This window comes from Synechococcus sp. 60AY4M2 (assembly GCF_002760375.1).
Lineage (GTDB): Bacteria > Cyanobacteriota > Cyanobacteriia > Thermostichales > Thermostichaceae > Thermostichus.
In genome coordinates this window covers 951,625-978,070 of record NZ_AUMZ01000001.1, presented here as the reverse complement: position 1 = coordinate 978,070, position 26,446 = coordinate 951,625, and the positions used below count along the sequence as shown (strand labels likewise).

Annotated in this window: 20 protein-coding genes; 11 read left to right on the top strand and 9 right to left on the bottom strand. The window is 60.1% G+C overall.

Going from position 1 to position 26,446, the window contains the following annotated elements; translation table 11 throughout:
• The first annotated feature begins 258 nt into the window (after positions 1-258).
• The 9 genes from dnaK (at position 259) to SYN60AY4M2_RS04205 (ending at position 11,044) form a co-directional block, all read left to right on the top strand.
• Positions 259-2,067: a molecular chaperone DnaK gene (gene dnaK / locus SYN60AY4M2_RS04245; RefSeq protein WP_011429677.1), complete on the top strand. Its 1,809-nt coding sequence runs from the start codon at positions 259-261 to the stop codon at positions 2,065-2,067.
• A gap of 116 nt (positions 2,068-2,183) precedes the next feature.
• Positions 2,184-3,368, top strand: a complete 1,185-nt coding sequence (gene dnaJ, locus SYN60AY4M2_RS04240) for a molecular chaperone DnaJ (RefSeq protein ID WP_011429678.1) — start codon at positions 2,184-2,186, stop codon at positions 3,366-3,368.
• Positions 3,365-3,628: a sulfurtransferase TusA family protein gene (locus tag SYN60AY4M2_RS04235; protein ID WP_099812355.1), complete on the top strand. Its 264-nt coding sequence runs from the start codon at positions 3,365-3,367 to the stop codon at positions 3,626-3,628. The genes dnaJ and SYN60AY4M2_RS04235 overlap by 4 nt, the downstream gene beginning before the upstream one ends.
• Positions 3,625-4,704, top strand: coding sequence for a ribosome small subunit-dependent GTPase A (rsgA, locus tag SYN60AY4M2_RS04230; protein ID WP_099812354.1), 1,080 nt, complete (start codon positions 3,625-3,627; stop codon positions 4,702-4,704). The genes SYN60AY4M2_RS04235 and rsgA overlap by 4 nt, the downstream gene beginning before the upstream one ends.
• A gap of 134 nt (positions 4,705-4,838) precedes the next feature.
• Entirely contained in the window at positions 4,839-6,359 is a 1,521-nt protein-coding gene (locus SYN60AY4M2_RS04225; protein WP_099812353.1) for a hypothetical protein, read from the top strand.
• Between the two features lie 398 nt (positions 6,360-6,757).
• Complete coding sequence (locus SYN60AY4M2_RS04220) at positions 6,758-7,744, top strand: pentapeptide repeat-containing protein (protein ID WP_168173637.1); 987 nt, start codon at positions 6,758-6,760, stop codon at positions 7,742-7,744.
• A gap of 99 nt (positions 7,745-7,843) precedes the next feature.
• Positions 7,844-9,367, top strand: coding sequence for a HAMP domain-containing sensor histidine kinase (locus SYN60AY4M2_RS04215; protein WP_240527721.1), 1,524 nt, complete (start codon positions 7,844-7,846; stop codon positions 9,365-9,367).
• A 95-nt stretch (positions 9,368-9,462) separates the two neighbouring features.
• The gene (locus SYN60AY4M2_RS04210) at positions 9,463-10,242 is read left to right on the top strand and encodes a HAMP domain-containing sensor histidine kinase (RefSeq protein ID WP_011429685.1); all 780 of its coding nucleotides are present in this window, start codon (positions 9,463-9,465) and stop codon (positions 10,240-10,242) included.
• A gap of 64 nt (positions 10,243-10,306) precedes the next feature.
• Positions 10,307-11,044 carry a response regulator transcription factor gene (locus SYN60AY4M2_RS04205; RefSeq protein ID WP_099812350.1) on the top strand — a complete coding sequence of 246 codons (738 nt, stop codon included), beginning with the start codon at positions 10,307-10,309 and terminating at the stop codon, positions 11,042-11,044.
• Positions 11,045-11,089: 45 nt separating this feature from the next.
• On the opposite strand, the gene SYN60AY4M2_RS04200 is transcribed toward SYN60AY4M2_RS04205, so the two are convergent.
• Complete coding sequence (locus tag SYN60AY4M2_RS04200) at positions 11,090-12,733, bottom strand: DUF3352 domain-containing protein (RefSeq protein ID WP_099812349.1); 1,644 nt, start codon at positions 12,731-12,733, stop codon at positions 11,090-11,092.
• Positions 12,734-13,613: 880 nt separating this feature from the next.
• Here SYN60AY4M2_RS04200 and SYN60AY4M2_RS04195 point away from each other — a divergent pair.
• Entirely contained in the window at positions 13,614-16,322 is a 2,709-nt protein-coding gene (locus SYN60AY4M2_RS04195; RefSeq protein WP_168173638.1) for a glycosyltransferase, read from the top strand.
• A gap of 7 nt (positions 16,323-16,329) precedes the next feature.
• Here SYN60AY4M2_RS04195 and SYN60AY4M2_RS04190 read toward each other — a convergent pair whose 3' ends face one another.
• From SYN60AY4M2_RS04190 to rnc, 7 genes are all read right to left on the bottom strand, one after another.
• Entirely contained in the window at positions 16,330-16,863 is a 534-nt protein-coding gene (locus tag SYN60AY4M2_RS04190) for a ribonuclease H (protein ID WP_240527720.1), read from the bottom strand.
• A gap of 383 nt (positions 16,864-17,246) precedes the next feature.
• Positions 17,247-18,347, bottom strand: coding sequence for a phosphotransacetylase family protein (locus tag SYN60AY4M2_RS04185; protein WP_099812347.1), 1,101 nt, complete (start codon positions 18,345-18,347; stop codon positions 17,247-17,249).
• A 198-nt stretch (positions 18,348-18,545) separates the two neighbouring features.
• Positions 18,546-19,952, bottom strand: a complete 1,407-nt coding sequence (locus tag SYN60AY4M2_RS04180; protein WP_240527719.1) for a potassium transporter TrkG — start codon at positions 19,950-19,952, stop codon at positions 18,546-18,548.
• Positions 19,953-20,014: 62 nt separating this feature from the next.
• Positions 20,015-20,674 carry a TrkA family potassium uptake protein gene (locus tag SYN60AY4M2_RS04175; RefSeq protein WP_011429691.1) on the bottom strand — a complete coding sequence of 220 codons (660 nt, stop codon included), beginning with the start codon at positions 20,672-20,674 and terminating at the stop codon, positions 20,015-20,017.
• A gap of 76 nt (positions 20,675-20,750) precedes the next feature.
• Entirely contained in the window at positions 20,751-22,097 is a 1,347-nt protein-coding gene (gene clpX, locus SYN60AY4M2_RS04170) for an ATP-dependent protease ATP-binding subunit ClpX (RefSeq protein WP_011429692.1), read from the bottom strand.
• 542 nt (positions 22,098-22,639) lie between these two features.
• The gene (ligA, locus tag SYN60AY4M2_RS04165) at positions 22,640-24,661 is read right to left on the bottom strand and encodes an NAD-dependent DNA ligase LigA (protein ID WP_011429693.1); all 2,022 of its coding nucleotides are present in this window, start codon (positions 24,659-24,661) and stop codon (positions 22,640-22,642) included.
• Positions 24,662-24,898: 237 nt separating this feature from the next.
• Positions 24,899-25,624 (bottom strand): ribonuclease III, encoded by a 726-nt coding sequence (rnc, locus tag SYN60AY4M2_RS04160; RefSeq protein ID WP_011429694.1) that lies wholly within the window; start codon positions 25,622-25,624, stop codon positions 24,899-24,901.
• A 91-nt stretch (positions 25,625-25,715) separates the two neighbouring features.
• On the opposite strand from rnc, the gene SYN60AY4M2_RS04155 reads away from it, so the two are divergent.
• Positions 25,716-26,048: a hypothetical protein gene (locus SYN60AY4M2_RS04155; RefSeq protein WP_011429695.1), complete on the top strand. Its 333-nt coding sequence runs from the start codon at positions 25,716-25,718 to the stop codon at positions 26,046-26,048.
• Positions 26,049-26,105: 57 nt separating this feature from the next.
• Here SYN60AY4M2_RS04155 and SYN60AY4M2_RS04150 read toward each other — a convergent pair whose 3' ends face one another.
• Positions 26,106-26,360: a hypothetical protein gene (locus tag SYN60AY4M2_RS04150; protein ID WP_099812345.1), complete on the bottom strand. Its 255-nt coding sequence runs from the start codon at positions 26,358-26,360 to the stop codon at positions 26,106-26,108.
• Positions 26,361-26,446: the final 86 nt, after the last annotated feature.

The window sequence follows — 26,446 nt, the reverse complement described above, 5'->3', positions numbered from 1 at the left end:
CTGGGGGGCTGGGATATAGGGGGGTACAGAGCGGGGCTTCCAGGACTACGTCCCGCTAGCGCGAACGGCGGATTAGCTAACCAAACTTGCTCACTTGAACCTTGACAAACAAAGCCGGGATAGCCTCAAAAAGGCTACAGTAAAGCTACGGAGGCGGAAGCGCCGCCTGAAGGTTTCTGCGGGATTCTGGGCAAAATGCTCTTATGAGATCCGTGGAATTGTCCTGGGTTGGGATTTGACGCACGGGGAGAGAGGGGTATGGGCAAAGTCATCGGGATTGACCTGGGAACCACCAACAGTTGCGTGGCGGTTTTGGAAGGGGGCAAGCCCGTGGTGATCACCAACGCCGAAGGAGGGCGCACCACCCCCAGCATCGTCGGCTTTGCCAAGAACAACGTCCGCCTGGTGGGCCAACTGGCCAAGCGTCAGGCGGTTACCAACGCCGAAAACACCATCTTCAGCATCAAACGCTTCATTGGCCGCACCTTCGCCGAAACTGAAGAAGAGCGCAAGCGAGTCCCCTACAAGGTGATCCCTGGCCGGGACAACATGGTGGAGGTGGTGGTGCAGGATCGCGCCTACACGCCCCAGGAGATCTCCGCAATGATCCTGCAAAAGCTGAAGGCCGACGCGGAGGCTTATCTGGGGGAGCCGGTGACTCAGGCGGTGATCACCGTCCCCGCCTACTTTACCGATGCCCAGCGCCAGGCCACCAAAGACGCGGGCACCATTGCCGGACTGGAGGTGTTGCGCATCATCAACGAACCGACGGCAGCCGCCCTGGCCTACGGGCTGGACAAACAAGATCAAGATCTGCGCATCTTGGTTTTCGACCTGGGTGGCGGCACCTTCGACGTCTCGGTGCTGCAACTGGGCAGCGGCGTGTTCGAGGTACAAGCCACCGCCGGCAACAACCACCTGGGCGGGGATGACTTTGACCAGAGAATTGTCGATTGGCTCAACCGCCAGTTTTTGGAGACGGAAGGGATCGACCTCTCCCGGGATCGCATGGCCTTGCAGCGGATGCGGGAGGCGGCGGAGAAGGCCAAAATCGAGCTGTCCAGCACCCAGGTTACGCTCATCAACCTGCCCTTTATCACCGCCGACGACTCCGGGCCCAAACACCTGGAAGTGGAGCTGACCCGCGCCAAGTTCGAGGAGTTGGTGCAGGATCTGGTGGAGGCTACTGTTGAGCCCACCGAGCAAGCTTTGCGGGATGCCGGCCTCTCCCCTGAGGATATCGACCGCGTGCTGCTGGTGGGTGGCTCTACTCGCATTCCCGCTGTTCAGGAGAAGATTCGGCAAATCTTCAAAAAAAACCCGGATCGCTCCGTCAACCCCGACGAGGCAGTAGCCCTTGGCGCAGCCATCCAGGCAGGGGTGGTAGGCGGAGAAGTGAAAGACCTGCTGCTGTTGGATGTGATTCCCCTCTCCATTGGCGTGGAGACCTTGGGCGGGGTATTCACCCGCATCATCGAGCGCAACACCACCATTCCCACCAGCAAAACCCAAATTTTCTCCACCGCCACCGACGGCCAGACAATGGTGGAAATCCACGTCTTGCAGGGAGAGCGGGCTATGGCCAAGGACAACAAGACCTTGGGCCGCTTTCAACTAACCGGGATCCCGCCAGCTCCCCGCGGGGTGCCCCAGATCGAAGTCTCCTTTGATATCGATGCCAACGGCATTTTGAAAGTCTCCGCCCGCGAGAAGGGGACGGGGATCGAGCAGAGCATCAAGATCACCAACCACGGCGGCTTGAGCAGCAGCGAGATCGAGCGGATGCGTCGGGAAGCCGAGGCCTACGCCGAAGAAGATCGGCGCCGGCGGCAGTTGGTGGAAGCCCGCAACCAAGCGGACAGCCTGCTCTACAACTACGAGAAGACCCTGCAGGAGCACGGCAGTCGCCTTAGCGAGATCTGCCTCCAGAGGGGGGCCCAGGCGGCGGGCACATTGAGGGCGCTGCTGGCAAATGATAACGTAGACTTAGCAACTTTACGGAATGCAATGGAAGAGCTGCGGGCTGTGCTCCTAGAGATGGGGAGTGAGATCTATGGCACTCGCTGAGGATACTCGGCGAAGGCTTTTGCTCAGCTCTGGGGCATGGCAGAGGGGCATTGCCTGGGCCATCCGGCAAGCTGTGTTTCCGGCGTCATTCGATCCTTGTTCTCTGAAGCGCTTCTATGGCTCGTGACTACTACGAAATCTTGGGGGTTAGCCGTGATAGCTCCAAGGAAGAGATTAAGCGCGCCTATCGTCGGCTGGCCCGCAAGTATCACCCTGACGTCAACAAAGAGCCAGGGGCTGAGGATCGCTTCAAGGAAATCAACCGCGCCTATGAGGTGCTCTCGGACGACGAGCTGAGGGCTCGCTACGACCGCTTTGGGGAAGCTGGGCTGAGCGGTGCGGCGGCTGCCGCCAGCGGGTTCCAGGATTTCGCCGGAATCGGTGGCTTCGCCGACCTTTTCGAGAGCTTCTTCACCAACTTTGCGGGAGGGGGAGTTGGCTACAGCCGCAGCCGCCAAGGGCCGGTACGCGGGGATGACCTGCGCTTTGACCTGAAATTGGAGTTTCTCGAGGCCATCTTCGGCGGCGAAAAGCAAATTCGCATCAGCCACTTGGAGGTCTGCCCGGTCTGTGGGGGCAGCGGGGCCAAGCCCGGCACAGATGTGAAAGTCTGCCCCACCTGTGGCGGCGCTGGTCAGGTGCGGCGGGCCACCCGCACCCCCTTTGGCAACTTTACCCAGGTCTCGATCTGCCCCACCTGCGGCGGTGCCGGCCGGGTGCTGGAAGAGCCCTGCTATAACTGCAATGGCGAGGGCCTCGCCCAGACCACCAAGAAGCTGCGCATCAACATCCCTGCCGGCGTGGACAGCGGCACCCGTCTGCGGGTTTCTGGCGAGGGGGATGCCGGTCGGCGCGGTGGCCCACCTGGGGATCTCTACGTTTACCTCTTCGTCGAGCCGGATCCCGACTTCCAGCGGGATGGTCTCACCATCTTCTCGCAGGTGCGGGTAAGCTATCTGCAGGCCATTTTGGGGGCTAAAGTCTTGGTGCCCACGGTGGACTCGAAGGCGGGCCTGGAGGAAGAGGCGGAGCTGACCATTCCGGCGGGTTCCCAGCCGGGTACGGTGCTAACTCTGGAGGGCAAGGGGGTACCTCGCCTTGGCAATCCGATGTTGCGGGGCGACCACAAAATCACCCTGGTAGTGGAGATTCCCACCCGCATCAGCTCGGAAGAGCGGGAACTGCTTATGCGCCTGGCCGAGTTGCATGGGGAACGCATCAACAAGCGGGACGGTTTCTTGGGCGGGCTGTTGCGGGGGCTGGCCCAAATGCCCGGCAACCGAGAGCGAGAAGAAGAATGACGGCAGAGGCAATTCCCCCCCACGAGGTGAAGCTGGTTCTGGATCAACGCGGGATCCCCTGCCCGCTCAACTACGTGCGCGCCAAGTTGCGCCTAGAACGCATGGCGCCGGGGGAGGTGCTGGAGCTGTGGCTGGATGCAGGAGAGCCTCTGGAGCAGGTGCCCAAGAGCCTGACGATGGCGGGGCATTACATTGAAGGGCAACAAGCGGCGCCCGAGGGATATTACATCCTCTGGGTACGCCGTGGGAACTTGGCATGAGCCACCGGAGGGAGGGGCAGGGATCCACTTGCACTGGCTGGGTGCGCGCCGCCCAGGCCAACTTTTATCGCGTGCGCATCGATCCCGAGCTGGCTGCCCTTTTTCCTGAGATCGAGGCGCATTTCCCGGCCCAAAAGCCGATGCCGGCGGAGCTTCTCTGCACTGCTCGGGCCAAGCTCAAAAAAATGGGGCAGTCGGTGATGGTGGGGGACTGGGTGGAGGTTAGCTTACCGCCGGCTGCCGACTCTCTCTGGCCGGAGCGGGGGGCAATTGAGGCCATTCTGCCGCGGCGAACTCAGTTGCCTCGACCGGCCATCGCCAACATAACCCAAGTCTTGGTGGTGATGGCCCTGGCCGAGCCGGAGCCCGAGCCCAACGCCCTCAGCCGTCTGCTGGTGCAGGCCGAGGCCAGCCACCTGCGAGTTCAGGTGGTGTTCAACAAGTGCGATTGTGTAGAGGCGGCGGTGGCAGAGAGCTGGCGACAGCGTCTGCAGCGGTGGGGGTATGAGCCTCTATTGGTCAGTGCCCTTACTGAGGCAGGGATCCCCGAGCTGCGCCGCCGCTGTCGGGATCAGATTTCGGTGGTGGCTGGCCCCTCAGGGGTAGGCAAGTCAAGCTTGCTCAACCGACTCTTGCCGGCTGTTCAGCTGACCACCCAAGCGGTGTCAGAGAAGTTGCGCCAGGGGCGGCACACCACCCGCCATGTGGAGCTGTTCCCTCTGCCAGAGGGGGGTTGGATTGCCGACTCTCCGGGGTTCAATGCCGGCGAAGGGATCCCGCCGGTTTCCCCTCAGCAGCTAATACGTTGCTTTCCGGAAGTGCGGGAGCGGCTGGGCACCTGTCAGTTTCGCGATTGCTTGCACGATCGGGAGCCGGGCTGTGGGCTGCGGGAGCTGGACTGGGAGCGGCGGGGGTTTTACCTACAGCTTTTACATGAACTCCAGGAAGCGCAAGCGGCAAACTCTGCCCCAGCTTGCCCAGGTCTCAAGCGAAGGGGGGAGGGGCACCACCTGACCTGCCGTAAGCAGAGCCATCGCATCCTGACCGATTCCGACCTAGACTGGCAAGAGGATTGAGGCGGATAGAGCCTTTGGCCCTGGTTGATTGCCTTCGCCGCTTCCTTACATGATGATGGTAGGACCTCTTGACCATGCTCCTCCAGAAACGGCCTTTTAACCCCAAGGCCTAAAACTCCCACTGAGCAGCTCCTATGGTTCTCTCGGATCCCCTTCACCTTATCGTCCAAGAGGTGCAGCAGGGCGAGTACGCAGACCGGGTAAAAAAGCTGGTTTACTTCACCTGCACCCGCACTTGGACAAACGACGCTGTCAAGCTGAGCGGGGAGGAGCTAAAGGCTCTGCTGGAGCAGCTCTACCGCGAGCATGCGACCCTGGAGGACCTAGTCCGGCGTTTTCGCGACGCCATCAGCCAAATCAACAAGAAGGCTGAATACGCCCGCGTCGCCAAACTGCTGCTGAGCAAGCTCGAGCTCCTCTATCACCAGTCTCAATCGGATCCCGGCAGCCCTCTGACTGCTTCATCTGGGGATCTGCCGGCTTGGGTGGCGCCTGCGCCCAGCTTACCTGTGAGATACGGCGGCCTACAACTGCACAAGCAAGACTACGACCCGTTCGAGTTGCGGGCGGGGGTGATGCAGCAGACAAGTCCCTTGCGGGCCAAGCTGGTTTTGTTCACGGCTTTGCACCACAGGCTAGAGCCCACGGTGCAAGGGTTGGCGGCCCTACGGCGCTACAGTCTCGACGAGCTGCTCAGAGCCCTTTACGACGCCTGCAACTCCCCGCAGGAGCTGGAAGCGCGGCTGCAACAGGCGGTGCAGCAGCTCCAGGAGCCGGAGCAGGATAGCCAAGCAGCTAACGCCGTGCTGCAGATGCTGCAGCCTCTCTACGTTTACGTGTCCCAAGAAACAATGGCCGGTGGGGGGCTAGCTGCCGAGACTCTCGCCGCCGATCTCGATTGGCTCAATGGGGAAAATGCCGTCGGCACTGGCGGGACGGAGTCCAGCCGCATCACTTGGCTGGAGTCCGAAAGCCCGAACGAGGGGGAAGCGACAGCCGAGCCCCCTGCTTTTTCTGCTCCTGCCGTTCTGGCGTCAGAGCTTCCAGAACCCTGCCGCCAACTGCTGCACCGTAGCGCCGGATCCCTGATGGCCACCATCGAGAACACCCTGAGCGAGTTGGGCAACGCCCTGGACGAAGGGCTGCAGGACGAGGATCCGGACCAATACCTGAGCCTCAAACACCAGGTGCTGCGTGGCCTTCTGAAAGACGTAGAGGGATCCGCTGCCCTGTTCAGAGGGATCCTGAGTAGGCTGGAGCAGTCGGAGTGGGGTTTGCTGCGGCCCGCCGGCAATGCGGGACAGCCAGGAGAGATGGCCGAGATGCCGCTTCAGGTGGGGGATCCCTATGCCGCTCTGCGGCAGGTGCTGGCCACCAGCGAGCTGGCCCGCCAAAAGCCCCAGTTGGAGCAGGAAGTGATGCGCTTGGTGCGGCGCAGCATTGGCGCGATCAAAACCGCCATTGAAAATGCCCTGAGCGAGCTGGGCCAGGCCTTGGACGAACAGTTCCAGAGCCGTCCCCTAGAAGAAGCCTTAGTTCTCAAGTACCAGACGTTGCGCGCCTTTTTGCAGGAAGTCGAGGAGATCTCCACCAAGTTCGCCGCTTTCTTGGCCCGCATGGAGGAGGCAGAGCGCCGTCTATTTGGCCTGGTTTGAAAACCAAGCCCGCCATTCTGGGATCCCGTCAACTCGCCTGAAGTCAGAGAGAGCTGTAGCTGTAGGAGCAGCCCCCCTCTCCCAGTGGGAGAGGGGTGGGGGGTGAGGGATGCCGCTTCGCCGCTGCCAACATCCAAGACAGCGCCGGGCGCGAAAGCCCTGACCCTCCTCACCCTTGAGGGCAGAGATTCTTCGGAGTCCCGAAACGAACCTTCAAAGGCGCTGTCCAACCGCTCTGCTGTTACCCTGGCGGCCACCCTACTTTTTTGGTCGCGCCGGCGAGGCCAAGTCCTTTGCCTTCCCTAGAGCCGATAATGCTGGCGCTCCAGTGCAGTGTCTCGCTTTAGAATGGCCATGAGCGCGGGATCAGCTCTCTTCCATGGATTCTATGGATGCCAATGGATGCCAAAGATCTGCTCCGACTGTACCGGGCAGGACGGGTTAACTTTGCAGGCGAGAACCTGGCCGCTCTGGATCTGAGCCGAGCGGATTTGATCGGGATAGACCTTTCTCAGGCCGACCTGCATGGTATCAACTTGATCTTTGCCTACCTGGGGCGGGCCAAGCTGCAGAAGGCCAACTTGGTGGGAGCGAATCTCAGTGGGGCCAACCTCAGCCAGGCTGACCTGAGCGAGGCAGATCTCAGAGATGCGCATTTGCACGGCACCACGTTGCAAGGGGCGGACTTGCACGGGGCTAACTTGACGCTGGCTCTGTTGATCGACGCCAACTTGCTAGAGGCGGATCTGCGCTGGGCCAACCTCACCAGCGCCAACCTGGGGGGGGCTTGCCTGCGGGGGGCCAATCTCCGTTTCGAGAGTCGCCGGGCAGCCATGCTGCGCAGCGCCAATCTCAGCCGCGCCGACCTGAGCGGGGCCAACCTGGCGGGAGCGGATTTGACGCGGGCCGACCTAAGGGGGGCCAATCTCAAAGAGGCCAGTTTAATCGGAGCCCACTTACAGGGAGCCAACCTACAGCGGGCCTGTTTGCGCGGGGCCCTCCTCAGCAACGCCGACCTGAGGGGAGCTTCCTTTCTGGGCGGGGACCTACAGGGGGTGCAGATGGGGCGGGCCAACTTGAAGGAAGCCATGCTCAGCCAGGTCAACTTGGCGGAAGCCAACCTCAGCGAGGCAGATCTGGCGGGAGCCGATCTTTCCGCCGCCTGCCTGCGCTCGGCCAAGCTGGCGCGGACGGATCTGAGTCGGGCTAACCTGGCCGGGGCCGACCTGAGATCGGCCAGCCTGGTGGATGCCTATCTGGGCCGCACCAACCTGGAAAATGCCGATCTCCGCGAGGCCATCCTCACCCGCGCCGACCTCAGCACCGCCAACCTCGCGGGAGCCAACCTGCGCGGGGCGACTCTGCCAGATGGACGGATTGGGTGAGCAAGACGGGGATCCGCCCTGGAGAAGGTGAGGTTTTCCGCTGTCCTAGAAGCTCCACAACCGCTAGCCTACAGGGGAAGGGTGGGATCAAAGGGATCCGTGAACAGCCGCCGATTTCTGTCCTTGATGGAAGCCTTGTGGGCCGCTCTACCCTTGCCAGAATGGTTGCCGGGGGCGGGAGAGCGCTCTTGGCAGCAGACGGTGGCAGCCCTGCTCCAGCTATGGCAAGAGGTTGGACAGTTTGGCGTGGTGATCGGGGGGCCGGTCTCCTGGTGGCCCCCTTGGGTGGTGCAGGATCCCTTACCCCAACTGCCGCTGCCCATGGATGCGCTGCATCTTCCCCGCCACTCTTGGGAGCCGGCACGGGAACCCCCCTGGTTGTTCAGCCCGGATTTTTCCCCTGAGTCAATCCTCACCCCTGGGCAGACGGTGATCCCTCTCCTGCCGCGGGATCCACTGGTGGAGGAGCCTTTTCTGTTGCTGCTCACCCCTGTTTTTTCGGCAGTAGCTGCCCAGGGTCACCATCCCCACACCCGGCAGAGGGGGATGATGGTCTCTTTTGAGCCGGAGGTAATCCGACGAGCCTGGCAGAGCCTGGAGCAACGGGTTCAACAGGGCAGGCCAGACCGGCTGGCCGCTTGGCAGGAGTTGGCCCGCCACTATCCCCTGATGCAGCCGCATGTACGGGTGTTGGCCCGCTTCAGCAGCTTCCTTCTGCTGGGTAACCTGGCCGAGTTTGGATCCCCGCCCGCCCGCCTGCCCCCTGCCAGGGCAGAACAGGAGGCTGCCGCTGTGCCTCCACCGCCACCAGCAGCAAGGCAGATCCCGGCTTCTTCATCTTCCGCTTCCTCGCCGGCGCCTGAGCCTCCCGCCCACGGCCGCTCCTCCGCTCCCCAAGCCGAGCCAGAGCAAGCGGGCAGCCTCTCGGAGGCGGAGTTGTTGCGGGCTCTCATCCACGAGATCCAGACGCCCCTCAGCACCATCCGCACCTTGGTCAGCCTCATCCTGAAGCGGCGCGACCTGCCACCGCGGGTGCGGGAATACGTGGAGAAGATCGACCGCGAGTGCACCGAGCAAATCAACCGTTTCGGTCTGTTTTTCCAGGCCACAGAAACGGTCATGCCCGCTGCCACGCCAGGCGAGGGACGTCGGTTGCAACTGGAGCCGATTGCGCTGGTGGACTTGGTGCGGCAAAACCTGCCCCGCTGGCAGGAACAGGTGGAACGGCGGGGATCCCGCTTGGAGTTGGAGATCCCTGCCGAGCTGCCCGATGTGGTCAGCGATCCCAAAGCCCTGGAGGCGGTGCTATTTGGAATTATCGACCGCCTAGCCCGTAGTACTCCCGCTGGGAGCCGCATCCGCGCCCAATTGCTCAGCGCTGGCGAGCTGGTGAAGCTGCAGTTCCAGGTAAACACCCCCGAGGGGAGCGACACCCCTAGCCTGGAACTTAAGTCCCCTCAGCCAATTGGCCAGTTGTTGGTGGTGCAGCCAGATACCGGGGCCATTAGCCTCAGCCTGCCAGTAGCCCGAACCCTGTTCCGAGCTTTGGGGGGCTATCTCACTGTGCGCCATCGGGCTCGGCAAGGGGAAATTCTCAATATCTACTTACCCCGCCAGCTCTAGTCCGCCGGCCTGGAGCCGGTCTGAAGTGGCAAATCCCAGGGAGGATGGGGCTAGGATCGATTTGCTTGCTCCAGGAGAGTTGAAAGAGGGGATCCATGCCGAGAGCGAAAAAAGTTGCCGAACCTCACCCAGAGCCTGAGCCCGTCTGTGGGGGCGGGGATCCCAGGCCTGGCGGGGGGATCACTCTATCTGCCCAGCAGCTCTCCACCTTGCTCCACGAGATGCGCAATCCTCTAACCGCCCTGAGCACGCTGGCCAAGTTGTTGCAAAAGCGTCTGCCCCCCGACGATCGCAACCACTGGATTGGCCTGAGCATTGAACAGGAGTGCAAGCATCTGCAGGATCTGCTGGCGGAGCTGGAGCGCTTGGACGGGATCCCGGCTCCTCTCCAACTTCGGCCCCTCTCCTTGGCCGACCTGCTGCGGGAGTGGAGCCCTATTTATCAGGCCCTGGCGGAAGCGCAGGGACATCGCTTTCAGGCCGTTCTTCCCCCTTTCCTGCCGCCGGTACTGGCAGATCCCCGCGCCCTGCGCCAGGTGTTGGATAACTTAATCGACAACGCCTGCAAGTACACCCCGCCCCCCGGCGATATCCAGCTCAGGGTAGAGGTCAAGCCCGCCGAGGAAGCGAGAGGCTCAAGCGCCTCCTCTTGCCAGGAGGTGTGGATCGCCGTCTGCGACAACGGCCCCGGCATCCATCCTGAGAACCTGGAGCGGATCTTCGATCCGTTTTTTCGCGCCGATCCCTCCAAGCCGGGGCAGGGGCTGGGGTTGGCCATCAGCCGCGACTTGGCCGCCCAAATGGGAGGAGATCTCGAGGTGGAAAGCTCCCCCCAGGGCTCCTGCTTCCGCCTCAGATTGCTCACGGCCCAGTAGGGCTTAAATGGAGCAGGTATGTCTCTTCCAGCCAAAATCTTGAAAGCTATCCAGGAGCTGCACAATGGCCCCCTCCGCTCAAGCCAAATCCGAACCTGCCTCGGCACGGGCCCGCATCTTGTTGGTGGATGACGAGCCAGGCTTGCGGGAAGCAGTGCAAGCCTATCTAGAAGACAGCGGCTTTGAGGTGATCCCGGCTGCCAATGCCCAGCAAGCCCTGCAACTGCTCAGCACGACGCAGCCACAGTTGATTATTTCCGACATCATGATGCCGGGCATGGACGGCTACCAATTTTTGGCGCAAGTGCGAAAACTCGATCCCTACAGCCACCTGCCCGTGGTCTTCCTCACCGCCAAGGGGATGACCGCCGACCGCATCCAGGGTTACCGGGCCGGTGTCGATGCCTATTTGCCCAAGCCATTCGACCCGGAGGAGCTGGTGGCCATCGTCTCCAATCTCATTGAGCGATCCCGAGCAGCCAGTCCTTCTGAAGTGGTCGCCCGCGAGCTGGCCTCCATTCGGGCGCTTCTGGCAGAGCGAACTCTTCCCCCAACCGGTCCCTCTCAGCCCCCCGCCCCAACTCCCTTGCCCCCACCCATCAAGGTAGAGCTGACGCCGCGGGAACAACAGGTGTTGGAGAAGGTGGCAGAAGGGCTGATGAACAAGGAGATTGCCAAGCAGCTGCAAACCAGCGTGCGCAACGTGGAAAAATACGTCACCCGCCTGCTGAACAAGACAGGCACCAGCAGCCGCACCGAGCTGGTGCGCTATGCTCTCACCTATGGCTTGATTCGGCTGTAGCTCTCACCCCCAGCCCCTCTCCCCAAGGGAGAGGGGGGAAAGAGCTTACGGCTGTGGCTTGGGCGGCACGGTGACCAGCAGCTCCACCCCAAAGGCGTGATCCCCGGCAGGGTAGCTGGTAATCCCCAGCCCATCGATGCGGGTCAGCAGCTCACGGGCCTCCGGCTCCAAGCCTGCCAAACCACCCGGTAGTGTGGCCTCCAGCACTGTTCGGATCCCTTGCCAATTCAGCAAAAAGTAGCCGTAGTTGGGCTTGGGCAACTGATCGTAGAGGGTTTTCAGCGGCTCGGTTTGGGGAAGCAAATTGCCCTGGCGTTGGGCAAGCGTTTGCAGCGCCGCCGTGCTGCTGGTCACGATCAAATAGTTGCCTTCCCAGGCGCGGGTCAAAAGCGGTCGGTTAAACAAGGGATCCGCCCAGATCACCTGCCCACCCGCCTCCGTTACCCGTGCTCCGGATTCTTGGGCCAGCCGATCCAACTGAGTCAGGGCCGCGTTGGCCTTGTCTTTTTGGCTGGTCTCGATCACCAAGGCTGCTCCCATGCCCTGCAACAGGGGATGGGCCTGGGCATCCGGTGCCACCAGCAGGGCCATCTCCCCATCCATCCAAGCCAGCAGATCTTTTTCCAAGTCCAAACGGGTATTGGCGCGAAACTCAGCCCGCAGCTCCTCTAACGACTCCTTGACCGGCGGATCTTTTTCCAGCTCAGGCATAACGGCTTGCCAGCGCTGGGCGATCTGTTGGGTGGTCAGCACCGCCAGGGCATTGCCGGGCAGCCGCTGAATAAGTTCGCCGCGAGCCGGTTGCCACCCTCCCTGCCCCTGGGTTTTCCGATCGGTCTGGGTCAACATGCGCAGCCGCAGGCCCTGCTCCTGCCAGTGGGCAGCCATGGCCAAAGAGCGCAGGGGTTGCAGGGATCCCAGCGTCGCCGGATCCAGATCCTGCATCCAGTCTTTGAAAGATTCGGGATCCTCCTGCAAAGCCTGGAAGTTGAAGTAGGCAAAGGCCAGCGTGCCGCTCTTATACAGATCGCCAACAGCGGTGCGGAAACTTTCGGAGCGGCCAATCGGCTCTGCTTCGCCGCGATACACAGCAATCGCCTGCTGCATCACCCTCGGGTCGTTGGCCACCGCCACAAAACGGTTGCCAAACTCAGCAGTCACCCACCGCTCGCCCGGCTCCCCGTTGGTTTGCACATAGAGGGTGACCCCCTGCTCCTGGCGCTGCTCGAAGTTGGCCCCTTCTGCTGCTGCCTGTTGCCGCACCTGGGCCAAGAATTGCCCAGACAAATCAGCGTTGCGGGTGCTGGCTCCAAACAGGATCCCAGGCACCGGCTCGGCAGCTCCGGGCACCAGATTGGGGATCACCACTGCCATCGTGAATTGCTCGCCAGCCCAAGCTTGCATCTCTTCCCGAGAGAACTCCTTGCCGGTTTCAGCCAAAGCTTCTGCCGTCCAGCTCTCCCACTGGGCCAAAAGGTCAGGGTGAGTGCGAAAAGATTCTTCCGGTTGGGTAGAAAAGGTCAGCACCAGGGGCGCCGACTGGGGAACCAGCGCGGTTTCCGGCAGAACATCGCCGGGCAACTCTACCTGTGGCCCTCTAAGTTGGCAGGATCCCAGGAGCCAAGAGCCCCCCACCGCCATCAACGTCAGAGAGAGAGGTCGCAGCCGAGAATGAAGCTGTAGTTGCATGGCGGCTACCTAAGCAGCTAGTGGATATAGCCAATCGTAGCATCTAGGCATGAGCCTGCAAACCCAAATTTTCTGTAAGTGAAAAAACGGATCACTCTAGCACAAGTCAAGATATTCTAACAAGATAGTCTAAATTGTGAGTAAACCTACGGCCTGTTCACAGATCAAGGGATACAAAACGTCGTGTTTCTGAGGCTTGATTCCGATGAGTCCAGAACAGGCAGGCTTACGGCTGTATCCTGTAGCCTCTTAATAGGCTGTAGCGTAATAAGATCCAAAGATCCCAAACTCGGCCTGGAGGAGCTGTAGTGAACCAAAGTCCACGAAATGCTTGCCCCGCGGCGATAGCAGCCAAGACAGGAATAGTTATCAGTTGAACATTTCCTGCAACAAACTTGAAGCTTTCCTGTACATGTTGCTTTTCCCCAGGCAATGACACTTCTCCCTTTGCCAGAAGTTGCAATCCTTGCTATGCTTGAGCTTAAGCAGAGCTACTCCTTCTCTCTAGCAGGAAGAGCAATGGGGGTCATTAGCTGTGACGCAAGCCATCAACTTTGAACAGCTGGGAACTTTATTTTGGCAAGGATCCTACTCTGCCTTTTTTGCCCAGGCCGAACAAGAAGGTATTCCCTCAATTCTCCTAGAGACCATTGCTCTTTCCATCGCTCCTGAGTTTGCAGAAAGGTACAGAGGTGGATCTCTAGAAGGGTTATTGTGGCCACAGACAAAGCGACTTTTGCAAGTTCTGTCGATTGTCTATCAACCTGTTGCAGAACGCATGCGGGAGGAAGCCCTAAAGCTTCCTGTACACCACCACCATAGACTTCAGCTGCTGGCGCACAGCCTTGACTGCTTCGCTAGAGCTGGGGAAGAGGATTGGGTGTGGTTGGTATTGAAGCAAATTCTAGAAGATTGGCCTCCAAATGCCTTTATCAACTCTCTTTACGATCCCCAGACAGGCGAGGAAGTGGCGCGCCTGTGGCTATTTCAGGTTACTCAATACCTTCGTGACCTCTCTCAGGAGGAGGCTGATGCCTTTTTACCCACAGCCAGTTCCTTCTATCATCGAGAAGCTGCTGCTGCGTATGGCCGCTGGGTCAATCAGAAACGGAACGGCGACTCCGCCTGGCCAGAGTGGTATATCCCACCAGAAATCCGGCTAGATGAGCCTTTTGGAGCAGCTCTTGCAGAAATTTGCAGGGATCCCTCCCTGCGGGTGGTGGTCGAGGTAGGGGCCAGTAGTGGAGAAGGATCCACAGCTGTTTTGCGATATGCTCTTCCCAAATCTGCTCGTATTTACAGCATAGAAGCTCATCCTGAGCGCTACAGGGAGCTGGCTAAGAGGGTAAGCGAGGATCCCCGCTGTATTCCCATTCACGCTGCTGCCCAACCTAGGATTGCTACAGTGGAGGAGGTGGAAGAATGGTTGGAATCTGGCTCTAGCATTTGGGCTCCCTATGGTCGAGAGCAGGCTTTACAGTGGCGTCGGGGGGATGAAGACTTACTCAAGTCTGTTCCCACGGATGGGGCAAGTCAAGTTCCCAATCCCGATCTTCTTCTCATCGACGGTGGCGAGTTTACAGGCTGGTACGACCTGCAAGCCTTCATAGAGCGGGGTGCTCGTCCCAAGTATATTGCCTTGAATGATATCCTTGCTTTCAAGAACAACCGCTCTTTCAGGGAGCTTCCTAGCTGTGGCTACCGACTCATTCGCTGGGGAAATGCCCGCAACGGCTTTGCCATCTTTAAGGATATTAAAGCTACCCTTCCTATTCATTTCTTCACCATTGTATTGGATGGACAACCCTACATTGAGCGCCACTACCCTGTTCTCTGTCAGTTGGATAGGTTAGGGATCCCCTGGCAATGGGTGGTGGTCGAGGGCGTTGCTGCCTTGCGGCATGACACAGGGTGGAGTTTGGCCAACGGTGGCCGGATCCCTGAGGAGTATGCTCAAGGGCACAGCTTAGATGGCACAGTTGAATACTTGAGAGACTTGGCGGCCAAGGATACCCGTGTTCGGCTGGTTCAGAAGCCTGATGGCCAGTTTTGGGATGGCCAAATCGAAATGGTCAGGGCAGCTCAGCCTGATTATCCCTGCTTGCTGTGGCAGTTGGATGCTGATGAGATTTGGACAGCTGAACAAATCCGACGGGTGCATCGACGATTTGAAGCAGACCCCAGTTTAGAGGCAGCTCAGTTCTACTGTCGCTACTTTGTGGGCCCCAATCTTGTGTTGGACAACAAAGGCAAGTGGGGCAACAACCCTCAGATGGAGCGGTGGCGAGTTTGGAGGTGGGATCCCGCTGAGTGTGAGTGGCAAACTCACGAGCCGCCCATATTAACCCGAAATGGACAGGTTCCTAAGAAGGTTTTGACCGCAGACCAAGCAGAAGCAGAGGGCTTAGTGTTTGACCACTATGCCTATGCGTTGCGAAAGCAGGTGGAGTTTAAGGAGTCCTACTACGGCTATCAAGGGGCCGTAAAAGCCTGGGAAGAGCTGCAAAAAGCGGAAAAGCCCTGCTCGCTGCAGCCCTTTTTCCCCTGGGCATACGGGGATCCCTTAGTGGTAGAGGTGCGGGAGCGTCTTCACCTGTTTGTGGATGGAGTGTTCTTCCAATTTGCCCAAAGTGGTATTGCCACGGTTTGGCGCAACCTACTGCGAGAATTGCCCCGCTTTGGGATTCGCGTTACTTTCTACGATCGGGGCGGCATAGGAGAGCTACCCCAAGGTGTAGAGAGAATGCAGGGACATCCCTTTAGCTACGCCTACTGGGATGATCCTGAGTTGCGGCAAGCCTTTGCTTGGTCGGGGGCTGATGTTTTTATGAGCACCTACCATACATACCTGCCCTCTGACATTCCGCAGGTGCTCCTGCTCCATGACATGATCCCAGAGCTACTGGGTTGGGATCTGGCAGATCCCATGTGGCGCCAAAAGCACGCCGCCCTTGAAGTAGCCACTCGCATCATAGCGGTTAGCCAAAACACGGCCCGTGACCTCCTTCGCCTAACTGGGAAAGAGGCGGTGGTAGCTCACCCCGGAGTTGACACCAGTGTGTTCAAGCCGGATCCCTCGGCTACCCCCAAACACTGGCTACTCATTCAATGCTCGCAAGGAACCTACAAACGACACGAGTTGTTCTTCGAGGCTTATCAGCAGTGGTCCTACAAGCCCTTTCCTGTCCTTTGCACCGATGGGTCGTTTGTTCCAGAGACCTACCGGCAAGCTGCAGCTCCTCAGCCTGTCTTCAGCGCTCGCCTAGATCTACAGGGCATGGTTCATGCCTACCAGAATGCTGTAGCTCTGGTTTACCCAAGTGCCTATGAAGGATTTGGGCTACCGGTATTGGAGGCCATGGCCTGTGGAACCCCTGTCATCATCTATCCCAACTCTGCCTTGGTGGAAGCGGGAGGAGATGCTGCGTTCTACGTAGAAGATTCCCTGGCAGATACGATGGCTCAGGTTTTGGATCCGAAGCTGCGCGCTGAAAAAATCAGCAAAGGCTTGGAGTGGGTCAAGTCTTTTACCTGGGAGCGCATGGCCAGAGCGGTTCAGGAAGTCTTGCACTCTGCTGTGAGGCGATGAATTAGAATTACTTGGGTCGGGCGCGGGCGACCAGCTCATCCACATATTCGTTCCAGCGCAGACCCCGATGGGCCGGGATCCAGGCCACCCGCACCTGCGGGCACTGCTGCTTGAGTTGATACAGCTCCTGCACCAGATCCAAGTTTTCCACCGGCCCCGTGCGCCGCCGCCACCCCTGCGCTGCCCAGCGCTCCATCCAATCGTTGTAGGTCTGTACGCAAAGGTGGGAATCGCTGTAGATGGTGTCTATGCTGTTGCTCTGGGTGTCGCGACAATATTGCAAAGCCCGAATGAGGCCGGTCAATTCCATACGGTTGTTGGTGCTGGCGGGATCCCCTCCGTAAAACTCATCCACAATCTGGTCATCCTCAACCACCACCACCGCCCATCCCCCTGGCCCTGGATTGGGGGAACAGCCCCCGTCGGTAAAAATGCCACTAGGAGGGCAATCGGCCAGCCGTGGGGGAGGTGCTACTTGGCGGTTGCCCGGACGTAAGCTCTTGGCCATGATGGGATCCCTAGCCGACACCGGCAACTGCATTCTACCCCCTGGAGGGCCTGTCGGCGCCGTCGTGGCTGGAAAAGTATCTTTTCGCGCTACCGGCAGCATAAGCCTGTAGAGGCATCAGAAGCCGAGTTATTTGGCCAAACAGCGCGAATAAAAACCCCCAGAAAAGCTGGGGGAGGAGTGGTGTGTTGAGGTGATGAATACTTGCATGATATCTCTTGAAGCCGGTGGGTAGCCGCAAATGGCAAACGATCTCTGCGTTTTCTTGCAGAAATCATTGCAAACGGGAGCAAGCGCCAGACACTAGAAATCAGGACGGTAGAGAAAATCTGTTCCCCCTTGGTTACAGATAGTGTTTCTCATCTGAACATATGCCTTACTAAGGGCTAGATGTAGAGAAGCCCTAGATAACTTTTTTATGCACCTGCTGCCGACGCTAGGGATTGTGTCAGGCCCAGATGGGCATAAAGGCGGGAAAAGTCAAAGTTTGCTGACATTAACTCCTGGATGCAGCGAACCTTAACCTCCTCGTGCAGGCGGATCTGGCCGAAAACCCGCTCGATGCGATTGATGGTGGTGAAGGTATCCAGATCCACGGAGAGGATCGGCACTTCCAGTTCTTCGGCCCGCGCCCGGATGCGGGGATCCAGAGGCAGCTTGCCGGTCAAGATTAGGCAGAGGGTGGAGGTTTCCAGGGCGGCCAGTTGAATATCGGTGCGGTCGCCGCCGGTGATCACCGCCTTGTGCTCCAGCTTGCGGAAGTACTTCAAGGCGGAGTTGACGTTCATCGCCCCCACCGCGATGTCTTCGACCATCAAGTCCATCCGATCCGGGCAGCAGAGCACCTCGGCCTCCAGTTGCCGCGCCAGCTCCCCAACGCTGATGCTGCGCAAAATGCGGTGGGAGGGCAAAATGCCCAAAACCGGGATCCCTTGCGCCTCCAGAAAGGGTCGAACGATGGTCTTTGCCGGCTCCATCTGGTCGGGTGGCACATCGTTGAGCAGCACGCCGGCCAAATGGGATCCCAGTTGGCGGTGGGCAAAGAGAAGAGAATCGACCGCCAAAGGGGAATGGTAGCGGCTGATCAGCAGTACCTGAGCATCCAGGGCTTGGGCCATTTTGGCCAGGGAGAGGCCGAACAACTCGCCCTCGTAGAGATCGGCCGGGCCCTCTAGCAGGATCAAATCCGCAGCGGATCCCGTGGCAAACTTCAGCAGAGGGGCGACAGAGCGCGCGGGATCTGGCTCCCCCGGAGACTGCTGGATATGGGTCAGCAACGCCTCTTCGTCGAGCTGGAAAAGCATGGGTGGCATCTGGGTCAGCTGCAGCGTCTCCGCTACAAAGCGCATATCCGGGTCTATCCCTTCCGGGGATCCATCCTCCCGGGCGCAAGATCCGAGCGGCTTCCCATAAGTAATTTTCACTCCTTGTTGCTGCAGATGCTTGGCCAAACCCAAGACAGCCGCCGACTTGCCGCTGAAAGGTTCGGTAGAACCGATTAGGAGGAACTTGGACACGGAAAGCTCCCAATACGCAAGGGACAACGAGGGTGTAGCTGAGGTTACCTGTTACTCAGTCTAGCGGAGGCCGCTTGGGGGAAACCTCGGGGCTGCCTCCGAGGGAAGCTGGAGATTTCCCGGCGGGGCTGTGAGCTGGGGAACCACCTCCAACCTCTGCTCTCCCCCTTTGGATTTCCTTGTCCTCTGGTCAGGAGATTACCCGATTAAAATTGGCTCTTCCGGGTAGATCACCAACTGACGCGGTTGCTGCTGGGCCAAAGCCAGGACAATGGTTAACGCCCCCAGCCGGCCCCAGAACATCACCAAAACGATAATCAGTTGGCCGAACAAATTCAGCTCCCCCGTGAACCCCGTCGAGAGGCCACAGGTAGCAAAAGCGGAGATGACCTCGAAGAGCACCGGATCCAGCCTGCTGTGGTGGTGGGTAATTAAGATCAGCCAAGTTGCCAATAGCACCACGAACAGAGAGACGGTCAACACCGCTGCTGCCTTGCGCACCATCGAGGGATCCAAACTGCGCCCCGCAATCTGGGCGCTGGGCAAACCGCGGGCATAGCCCCACAAGGCCAACACCAACACTGCCAAGGTGCCGGTGGTGATGCCACCCCCCATGGAAGCCGGAGCTGCCCCGATAAACATGAGAGCCATCAGCAACAACTGACTTGCCGGGGTCAAATCCTCAATGGGGATCCCGGCGAACCCGGCGGTACGGGCCGAAACCGATTGAAAAAATGTCAGGCCCAAGCGGCGGGGCCAGCTTACCTCCTGCAAGGATCCCTGGGGCAAGCTCTCGGCCAAGAACATCCCCAGTCCGCCCGTGCAGAGCAAGACCACCACCACGACCAGGGTGATGCGGGTGTGCAGAGAGGGGCGGTGGCCCCGGGGCCAAGTTAGCAGATCCGACAAAACCGGGATGCCCAAGCCGCCGATAAAAATCAGAGCCGCCAAGATCGCCAGCGACAGGCCATCCGTAGGGATCCCTTCGGCGCCAAATAGATCAAACCCCGCATTGCAAAAGGCCGAGACCGCGTGAAAAATCGCCAGAAAAACTGCTCGCTCCGGCCCGTAGAGATCCCGCCAGTGCACCCAGAGCAGCAAAGCTCCGCCCAGCTCAATCAGGGTGACCCCGATCAACACCCGCCGCGTCAATTCGAGAATAGCCCCCGGATCGATCAGGCCCAGCGAGTTGCACAGCGCCAAGCGGTTGAGCAGGGAAATGCGCCGCCCGAGCAGTTGAAAGACCACCACCGCCAGCACCATGAAGCCGACCCCGCCAATTTGGATCAACAGCAGCAACACGATCTGGCCGAACAAAGTGAGATCCTCCGCCGCCACAATCGTCGAGAGACCCGTTACGCTCAGGGCGGACATGGCCGTAAACAGCGCCTCATTCCAGCTCAAGGGATCCCCGCGCCCAATTCCCGGCAGCATCAGTAGCAAAGTCCCCACCACCGCCAGCAGGCCCAACCCCGCGACCAGGCGCAGGGGCGGCGGCAGCGGGCGACGCCTGTCCCCAAAAAAGAGCCGGTGTAAGCGACTGGCCGGGATCCAAGAGGACTGAGGCAGCGTCGGGCGAGGGGTTCCTGAAGATCGGGGAGACACCCATCCCTCAGCCCCCTCGGGTTGCGGCGGCGGGACGCAGCCCTCTCTCATCGGATCCCCCGTTACATCTCGTTCAGCCGCGAGATGTTGGTATTGGCCCCCAGCACCACCAGCAGATCCCCCTTCTCCAGCAGGTAATCTGCCGGGGGAGAAACCACCAACGATTGTTTTCGCTTCACCACCAAAACTGTGATGCCGAAGCGGCGACGCAAGTCCGACTCCGCCAGCGTATGGCCCACCAGCGCCTCCGGCACCTCCAGCTCGGTGATGCTGTAACCCGGCTCCAGCTCCAATTGATCTAGGATCCCTGGTGCCGTCAGCACCTGAGCCAAACGTCGCCCCGCCTCCTGCTCCGGCAACACCACCCGATCCGCTCCCACCCGCAAGAGAATCGAGCGTTGCCGCTCTGTCGAAGCCTTGCAAACCACGTTGCGCACCCCCAAACTCTTGAGGGCCACCGTCGTCAACAGATTGCTCTCGAAATCGCTGCCGATGGCCACCACCACGGTGTCGAAGGAGAGAATATCCACCGCCCGCAGGGCATCCTCATCGCTGGAATCCAGCGCCACCACCTGCGTTAGCTGATCCGCCAGACGCTGCACAATCTCCCGGCTGCGGTCGATCCCCAAAACATTGTGCCCTCGCTCCATCAGCGTGAGGGCCAAGCTCGTGCCGAAGCGTCCCAGACCGATCACCGCATACTCGCGATCCGCCCGCCCCATGCGCCCCCTTGCCCTTCCTTGCAAGACCAAACACTGATCATATGCCGACGCAGCGGGATCCAGCAGGGCTGTGACCCTAGGCAGACTCAGGTTTAGGCAGGGTGGAAGGGTGAGGGATCAGCTCGTGCGTGGAACGGCGCTCCACCATCTCGGCCGTGATGCGCACGTATTTGATATCCCGGCGAGAGGGAACCTCGTACATCACGTCCAGCATTAGCTCTTCCACAATGGCCCGCAGCGCCCGCGCCCCCGTTTTGCGACGGTAGGCTTCCTTGGCAATGGCAGAAATGGCAGCCGGCTCGAACTCTAGCTCCACCCCGTCCATGCGCAACAGCTTCTGGGCCTGCTTGAGGATGGCATTTTTAGGCTGCGTCAAGATGGCCTCGAGGGCCTTCTCGTCCAGGGGATCCAGGGTAGCCACCACCGGCAGCCGCCCTATGAATTCTGGGATCATGCCGTACTTGATCAAATCCTCCGGCTCCAGCGCCTTGAGGGCATCGGCCAGGCGTTGCTCACGGGTAACTGCTAGCTGCTCCCCTGGCTTGATAAAGCCCATCGACTTTTTGCCAATGCGCTGCTCGATCACCTTCTCCAGGCCGACAAAAGCGCCCCCACAGATGAAGAGAATGTTGGAAGTGTCGATTTGAATGCAGTCTTGGTAGGGGTGCTTGCGCCCTCCCTGCGGAGGCACGTTGGCAATAGTTCCCTCCAGCATCTTCAACAAAGCCTGCTGCACCCCTTCGCCGGAAACGTCGCGGGTAATGGAAGGGTTTTCGCTCTTGCGGGCAATTTTGTCGATTTCGTCGATGTAGATGATGCCGCGCTGGGCTTCTTCCACATCCATGTCCGCCACCTGCAGCAGGCGCAACAGGATGTTTTCCACATCTTCGCCGACGTAGCCGGCTTCGGTGAGGGTAGTGGCATCGGCAACGGCAAAGGGCACATCCAACATGCGGGCCAGGGTTTCGGCCAGCAGGGTTTTGCCGGAGCCGGTGGGGCCAATGACCAAAATGTTGGACTTTTGCAGTTCCACCTCATCCAGCTCCGCAGCTCCGAGGCTGTTGGGGTTGGCCTTAGCAGCCAGCCGCTTGTAGTGGTTGTAAACCGCCACCGACAGAACCTTCTTGGCCTTCTCTTGGCCAATCACGTACTGGTCAAGGTAGCGCATGATCTCGCGCGGCTTAGGCAACTGTGCCAGAGAAGGCAAGCTGCGAGAGGATTTTCTAGGGGTTTCGCGACGGCTGGCAGCAGGGGCTGTGGCAGGTGGGGTATTGCCGTCGTAGAGTTCCTCCTCCAAAATCTCGTTGCACAGCTCCACACACTCGTCGCAGATGTAGACCCCCGGCCCCGCAATCAACTTACGCACTTGATCCTGGGACTTATTACAGAAGGAGCATCTCAGGTGGGAGTCATGCTTGGCCATGTGATCCTCGTTGCTGTTTGCTCTTGGCTATTGTGTTCGGCGAATTCCAGGAAAGACAGGACGCTCTGGTGCTGCTTAAACGTGGGGCGCGGCCGCAGAGGCGTAGGAATACTGAAGGGACAGAACTTACTGACCTACTAGTCTAGCACTTCCTTCCAGCTTGTGGGCTTCCTAAGCCGGCTGTAGAGGATAGCTCTGCGGCGATTGGATAGAAAGTTGATAAGAAAACCGCTCGACTCGACGTCGAGCGGCGGATGGTGTGAGGAGTGAACGGAAACATGCGTCTCCGCTACTCTCATGATAGTGGAATGTTCCTAACTCTGGCAGAGACGGTCGTCGGAAGCAAGTGGGCTTTTTGGTTCGGTTGGATACCCTCTGGAGCGGAACCAGGGTAGATCTTGAGCACCAAAAAGGGGAAGGGACTGTCCGTGTTTCGTCCTCTTCCCCCTCTGGCGTCCACTCCTCACAGAATCGCATGATAAACCATCGCCAGGGCGAGGACAAGCCGGCCTTCCCAAATTTTTTCTCGTCAAGGATGGAGATCACTTCGGATCCAACGCCAGCAGCTCCGCCTCGCTCAGGAGAGGGATCCCCAAAGCCTGGGCCTGCTTGAGTTTGGAGCCGGGATCCGACCCTACCACCACATAGTCGGTTTGGCGGCTGACGCTGGCGGTCACTTTGCCGCCGCGGCTTTCAATCCAAGCCTTGGCCTGCTGGCGGGAGAGAGTAGGCAGGGTGCCGGTGATGACAAACTTCTTCCCAGCCAGAACCTGGGAGACGGCAGGGGCCGCTTGCCGGGGCAGGGCAGGGATCCCCAGCTCCCGCAGCTCCTGCAGCAACTTCTGGTGGGCGGGATCGGCAAACCAGGCCACCACCGCCTCGGCAATTTCCGCCCCTATCCCGTAGATTTGGGCGATGTCTTCAGCCCTGGCCTGGGCCAAGAGTTCTGGGGCGGGGAAATGCTGGGCCAAAATCTGGGCGGTCACCACCCCCACATGGGGGATCCCCAGCCCGTAGAGCACGCGCTCCCAGGGCTGTTGACGGGAGCGCTGGATGGCCTGCACCAGCTTCTGGCTGGAACGGGATCCCATCCCCTCCAGGCTCTCCAAGTGTTCCGGGGTGAGGCGGTAGAGATCGGCCACGGTGCGCACCCCCAGCTTTTCTACTAACTGGGCCACCCGCTTTTCCCCCAGGCCCTCGATATCCATGGCGTCGCGGCTGGCCCAGTGCTGCAGTTGCCCCCTGATCTTGGCCGGACAAGCTGGGTTGGGGCAGCGGGTTATCGCCTCGCCGGCAGGGCGAACCAAAAGGGTGCCGCACTCGGGACAGTGGCTGGGCAGGCGGTAGGGAACGGCATCGGGGGGGCGCAGCTCCTTGAGGATCCCCACCACCTCAGGGATGATCTCCCCGGCCTTGCGCACGATGGCGGTGTCGCCGATGTGGACATCCAGCTCTTCCAGGCGATCGGCATTGTGCAGGCTGGCGCGGCTGACGGTGGTGCCCGCCAGAAGAACCGGCTCCAGCTCCGCCACCGGCGTGACGGCTCCGGTGCGGCCTACGCTGGCCACGATGGCGCGAATGCGGGTGGGGACTTCCTGGGCAGGGTATTTGAGGGCAATGGCCCAGCGGGGGAATTTTTGCGTAAAGCCGGCCTCCTCTTGCAGCCGCAGGGAGTTGAGCTTCACTACCACACCGTCACAGGCATAGGGAAGCTGGGCCTGCCGCCACCGCTCGTAGAACTGGACCACCTCCTCGAGGCCCCGGCACACCTGGGACAGAGGATTGACGGGCAATCCCAGGTCTTTTAGCCGCTGCAGACACTCCCACTGGGTTTGGGGGGGATCCCCGCTTGGCCACCCCTCCGGCCAGTGGAGAGCGTAGGCAAAGAAGCTGAGCTTGCGGGCGGCAACCACGCGGCTATCCAACTGGCGCAAGGTGCCGGCGGCGCAGTTGCGCGGGTTGGCAAAGGGGGGATCCCCGGCGGAGCATCGCTCCCGGTTGATGCGCTCGAACTCAGCAATGGGGAGATAGGCCTCTCCTCGCACCTCCAGGACCGGCGGGGGAGCGGCGGTTGCCAAGCGCAGGGGAATAGAAGGGATGGCGCGGATATTGGGGGTAATGTCCTCACCTGACTGTCCATCGCCGCGGGTGGCCCCCCGCTGCAGCAGCCCATCCACATAGGTAAGAGCCAGGGCAGCGCCGTCAATTTTCAGCTCGCACACATATTCCAGCTCCCCTTCCTCAGGGGTGCGCCCCAGAACCCGCCACAGGCGCTCTTGCCATTCCTTTAGCTCTTCCAGGTTGAAGGCGTTTTCCAGACTGTAGAGGGGGATGCGGTGGGAAACGGTGGGGAACTGCTCGGCGGGCTTTTCCCCTACCCGCTGGGTGGGGCTGTCGGGGGTGATGAGCTCGGGGTAGGCCCGCTCCAGCTCCTGCAGCTCGCGGTAGAGGCGGTCGTAAACGCTGTCTTCCAGAATGGGGGCATCGTGGACGTAGTAGGCAATGCTGGCCTTCTGCAGCAGAGCGCGCAGCTCGCGGGCGCGCTGTTCCAATTTTGGATCCATACTCTTGTTGCACCGTTGGCTAGGTCTAGCTTAGGTTCAACGCTCTCATCTCTCTCAGGCTGCCGCTGCTCTGCCCCCTTGTCAGCCTAACCCCCAAAAAGCTGGGCAATGCAGATCCCAGCTTGCAGCTGCAGGCGAGATGAGGCGAGAACTCCCCGTAGAAGCGGGCTGGCGGTGCCGGAAGCAGAGGCCGGCTACCACAGCGGTTGCCACCCATGGAGCGCCTCGTAGTGGCGCCTACCTTATTTCCTGCGACTGCAAGTGCCCGTAGGCTTGGGCCGCAGCGGCCATTTCTGCCGCCTTTTTGGAGCGCCCCTCGCCGCGGCCCCAACATTGGCCGTGGCCCCAAACTTCCATGGTGAAGTGCGGCGGGTGTTCCCGGGCAGCCACCAGACGATATTCCGGCAAGGTGCCCCATAGGCGTTGGGTCAGTTCCTGCAGCGCGGCTTTCGGGTTGCGCCGAGTGGGATCCTGGAACCACTGCTCCACCCGTTGGCGAAAGTAGGGATCCAGCCAAGGATGCAGCCGGGCCAGGGTGTGCATGCCCCAGCTCAGGTATAGGGATCCCAACACCGCCTCAAAAGCATCGGCTAAGCGCCGCTCCCGTCCGGCCAGGTCGTTTTGGGAGCTGGATCCCACCTCAAGGTAGCGCTCTAGGCCATGCAGATCCGCCAGTTCCGCCAGGTGGGCATCGCTGATCAGATCCGAGCGAACTGCGGTCAGCTCTCCCACCGACAAGTGGGGATAGGACTGGAACAAGAACTCAGTGGCCAAAATGCGCAGGACAGAATCCCCTAAGAACTCCAGCCGGTCGTTGTTGCGCTGGCCATCCAGAGAAGGGTGAATCAAAGCTTGATCCAACAGATCCCAGCGCAGTTGCTCCAGCCAGGCGGGATCCTTGAACCCCAACCGGTTCAGCAGGTGCTCTAAGGCGCGGCGACGAGGTGGGATCGGCTCAACCATAAAACCTGCGGCAAAATCTCTACACCTAGAATGCTCTCAGTGCTCACCTTGTGCTACAGGAGTAGTATAAGCCTTTGGAGAGGATCCCTGCATGCATGCCCACGCCCACCCTCGCACTCCCACCACCGAGATGGAGGTGACCAGCATTCGTCTGGAGCGGGAACTGAAGCAACGACTGAAGGCGTTGGCCGGCGGCCAGGGCTACCAGGCCTTGATCCGCGAAATTCTCTGGGGCTATGTCTTGCGCCACTCTCAAGAGGCTGCCACCCTCACCGCCGAGGATATTCAGGCCAGTTTCCCCGCCACGGCTCAGCGGCCCCAGCGTTGCGCCCTCACTGGCCAGGCCATCCAGCCACAGGAGCCGATGCTGCTGGGGTTGACTACGGACGGGAAATTGGTTCCCCTCAGCCCTGCCAGCCTCTGATTCTGGAACTCGAGTTAGTCCAGAGAGCCCTGGAGCAACCGACTCGACCGGCTTCTGCTAAGTTCCGCGGATTTCTCGATATCTTCTGGCGCGTTCTTCGGCGGGATCAGGGGCTTGCGCCTTGGCAACGGCCTCTTGCAGTTGTGCCATCACTGCTTCTGGGGGGTCGGCAGAGCGGACGACGTAGAACATCAAGTTAATGGCTTCGGCGGCCGTCAGCTTAAGGTTCTCTTTTTCTTTTGGCACCAGCGCGATCTTGCCGTCTGTTGTCGTAATCGCCGTATGGGATCCTTTGGCAAGAATCTGATACATTTACGCTGAACACTGCTGAGCATTACTGCTCAGCGGTGAAGCGATAGCATTCTGTCCGTTTCCGTTGTCACTACGCGATGCTGACG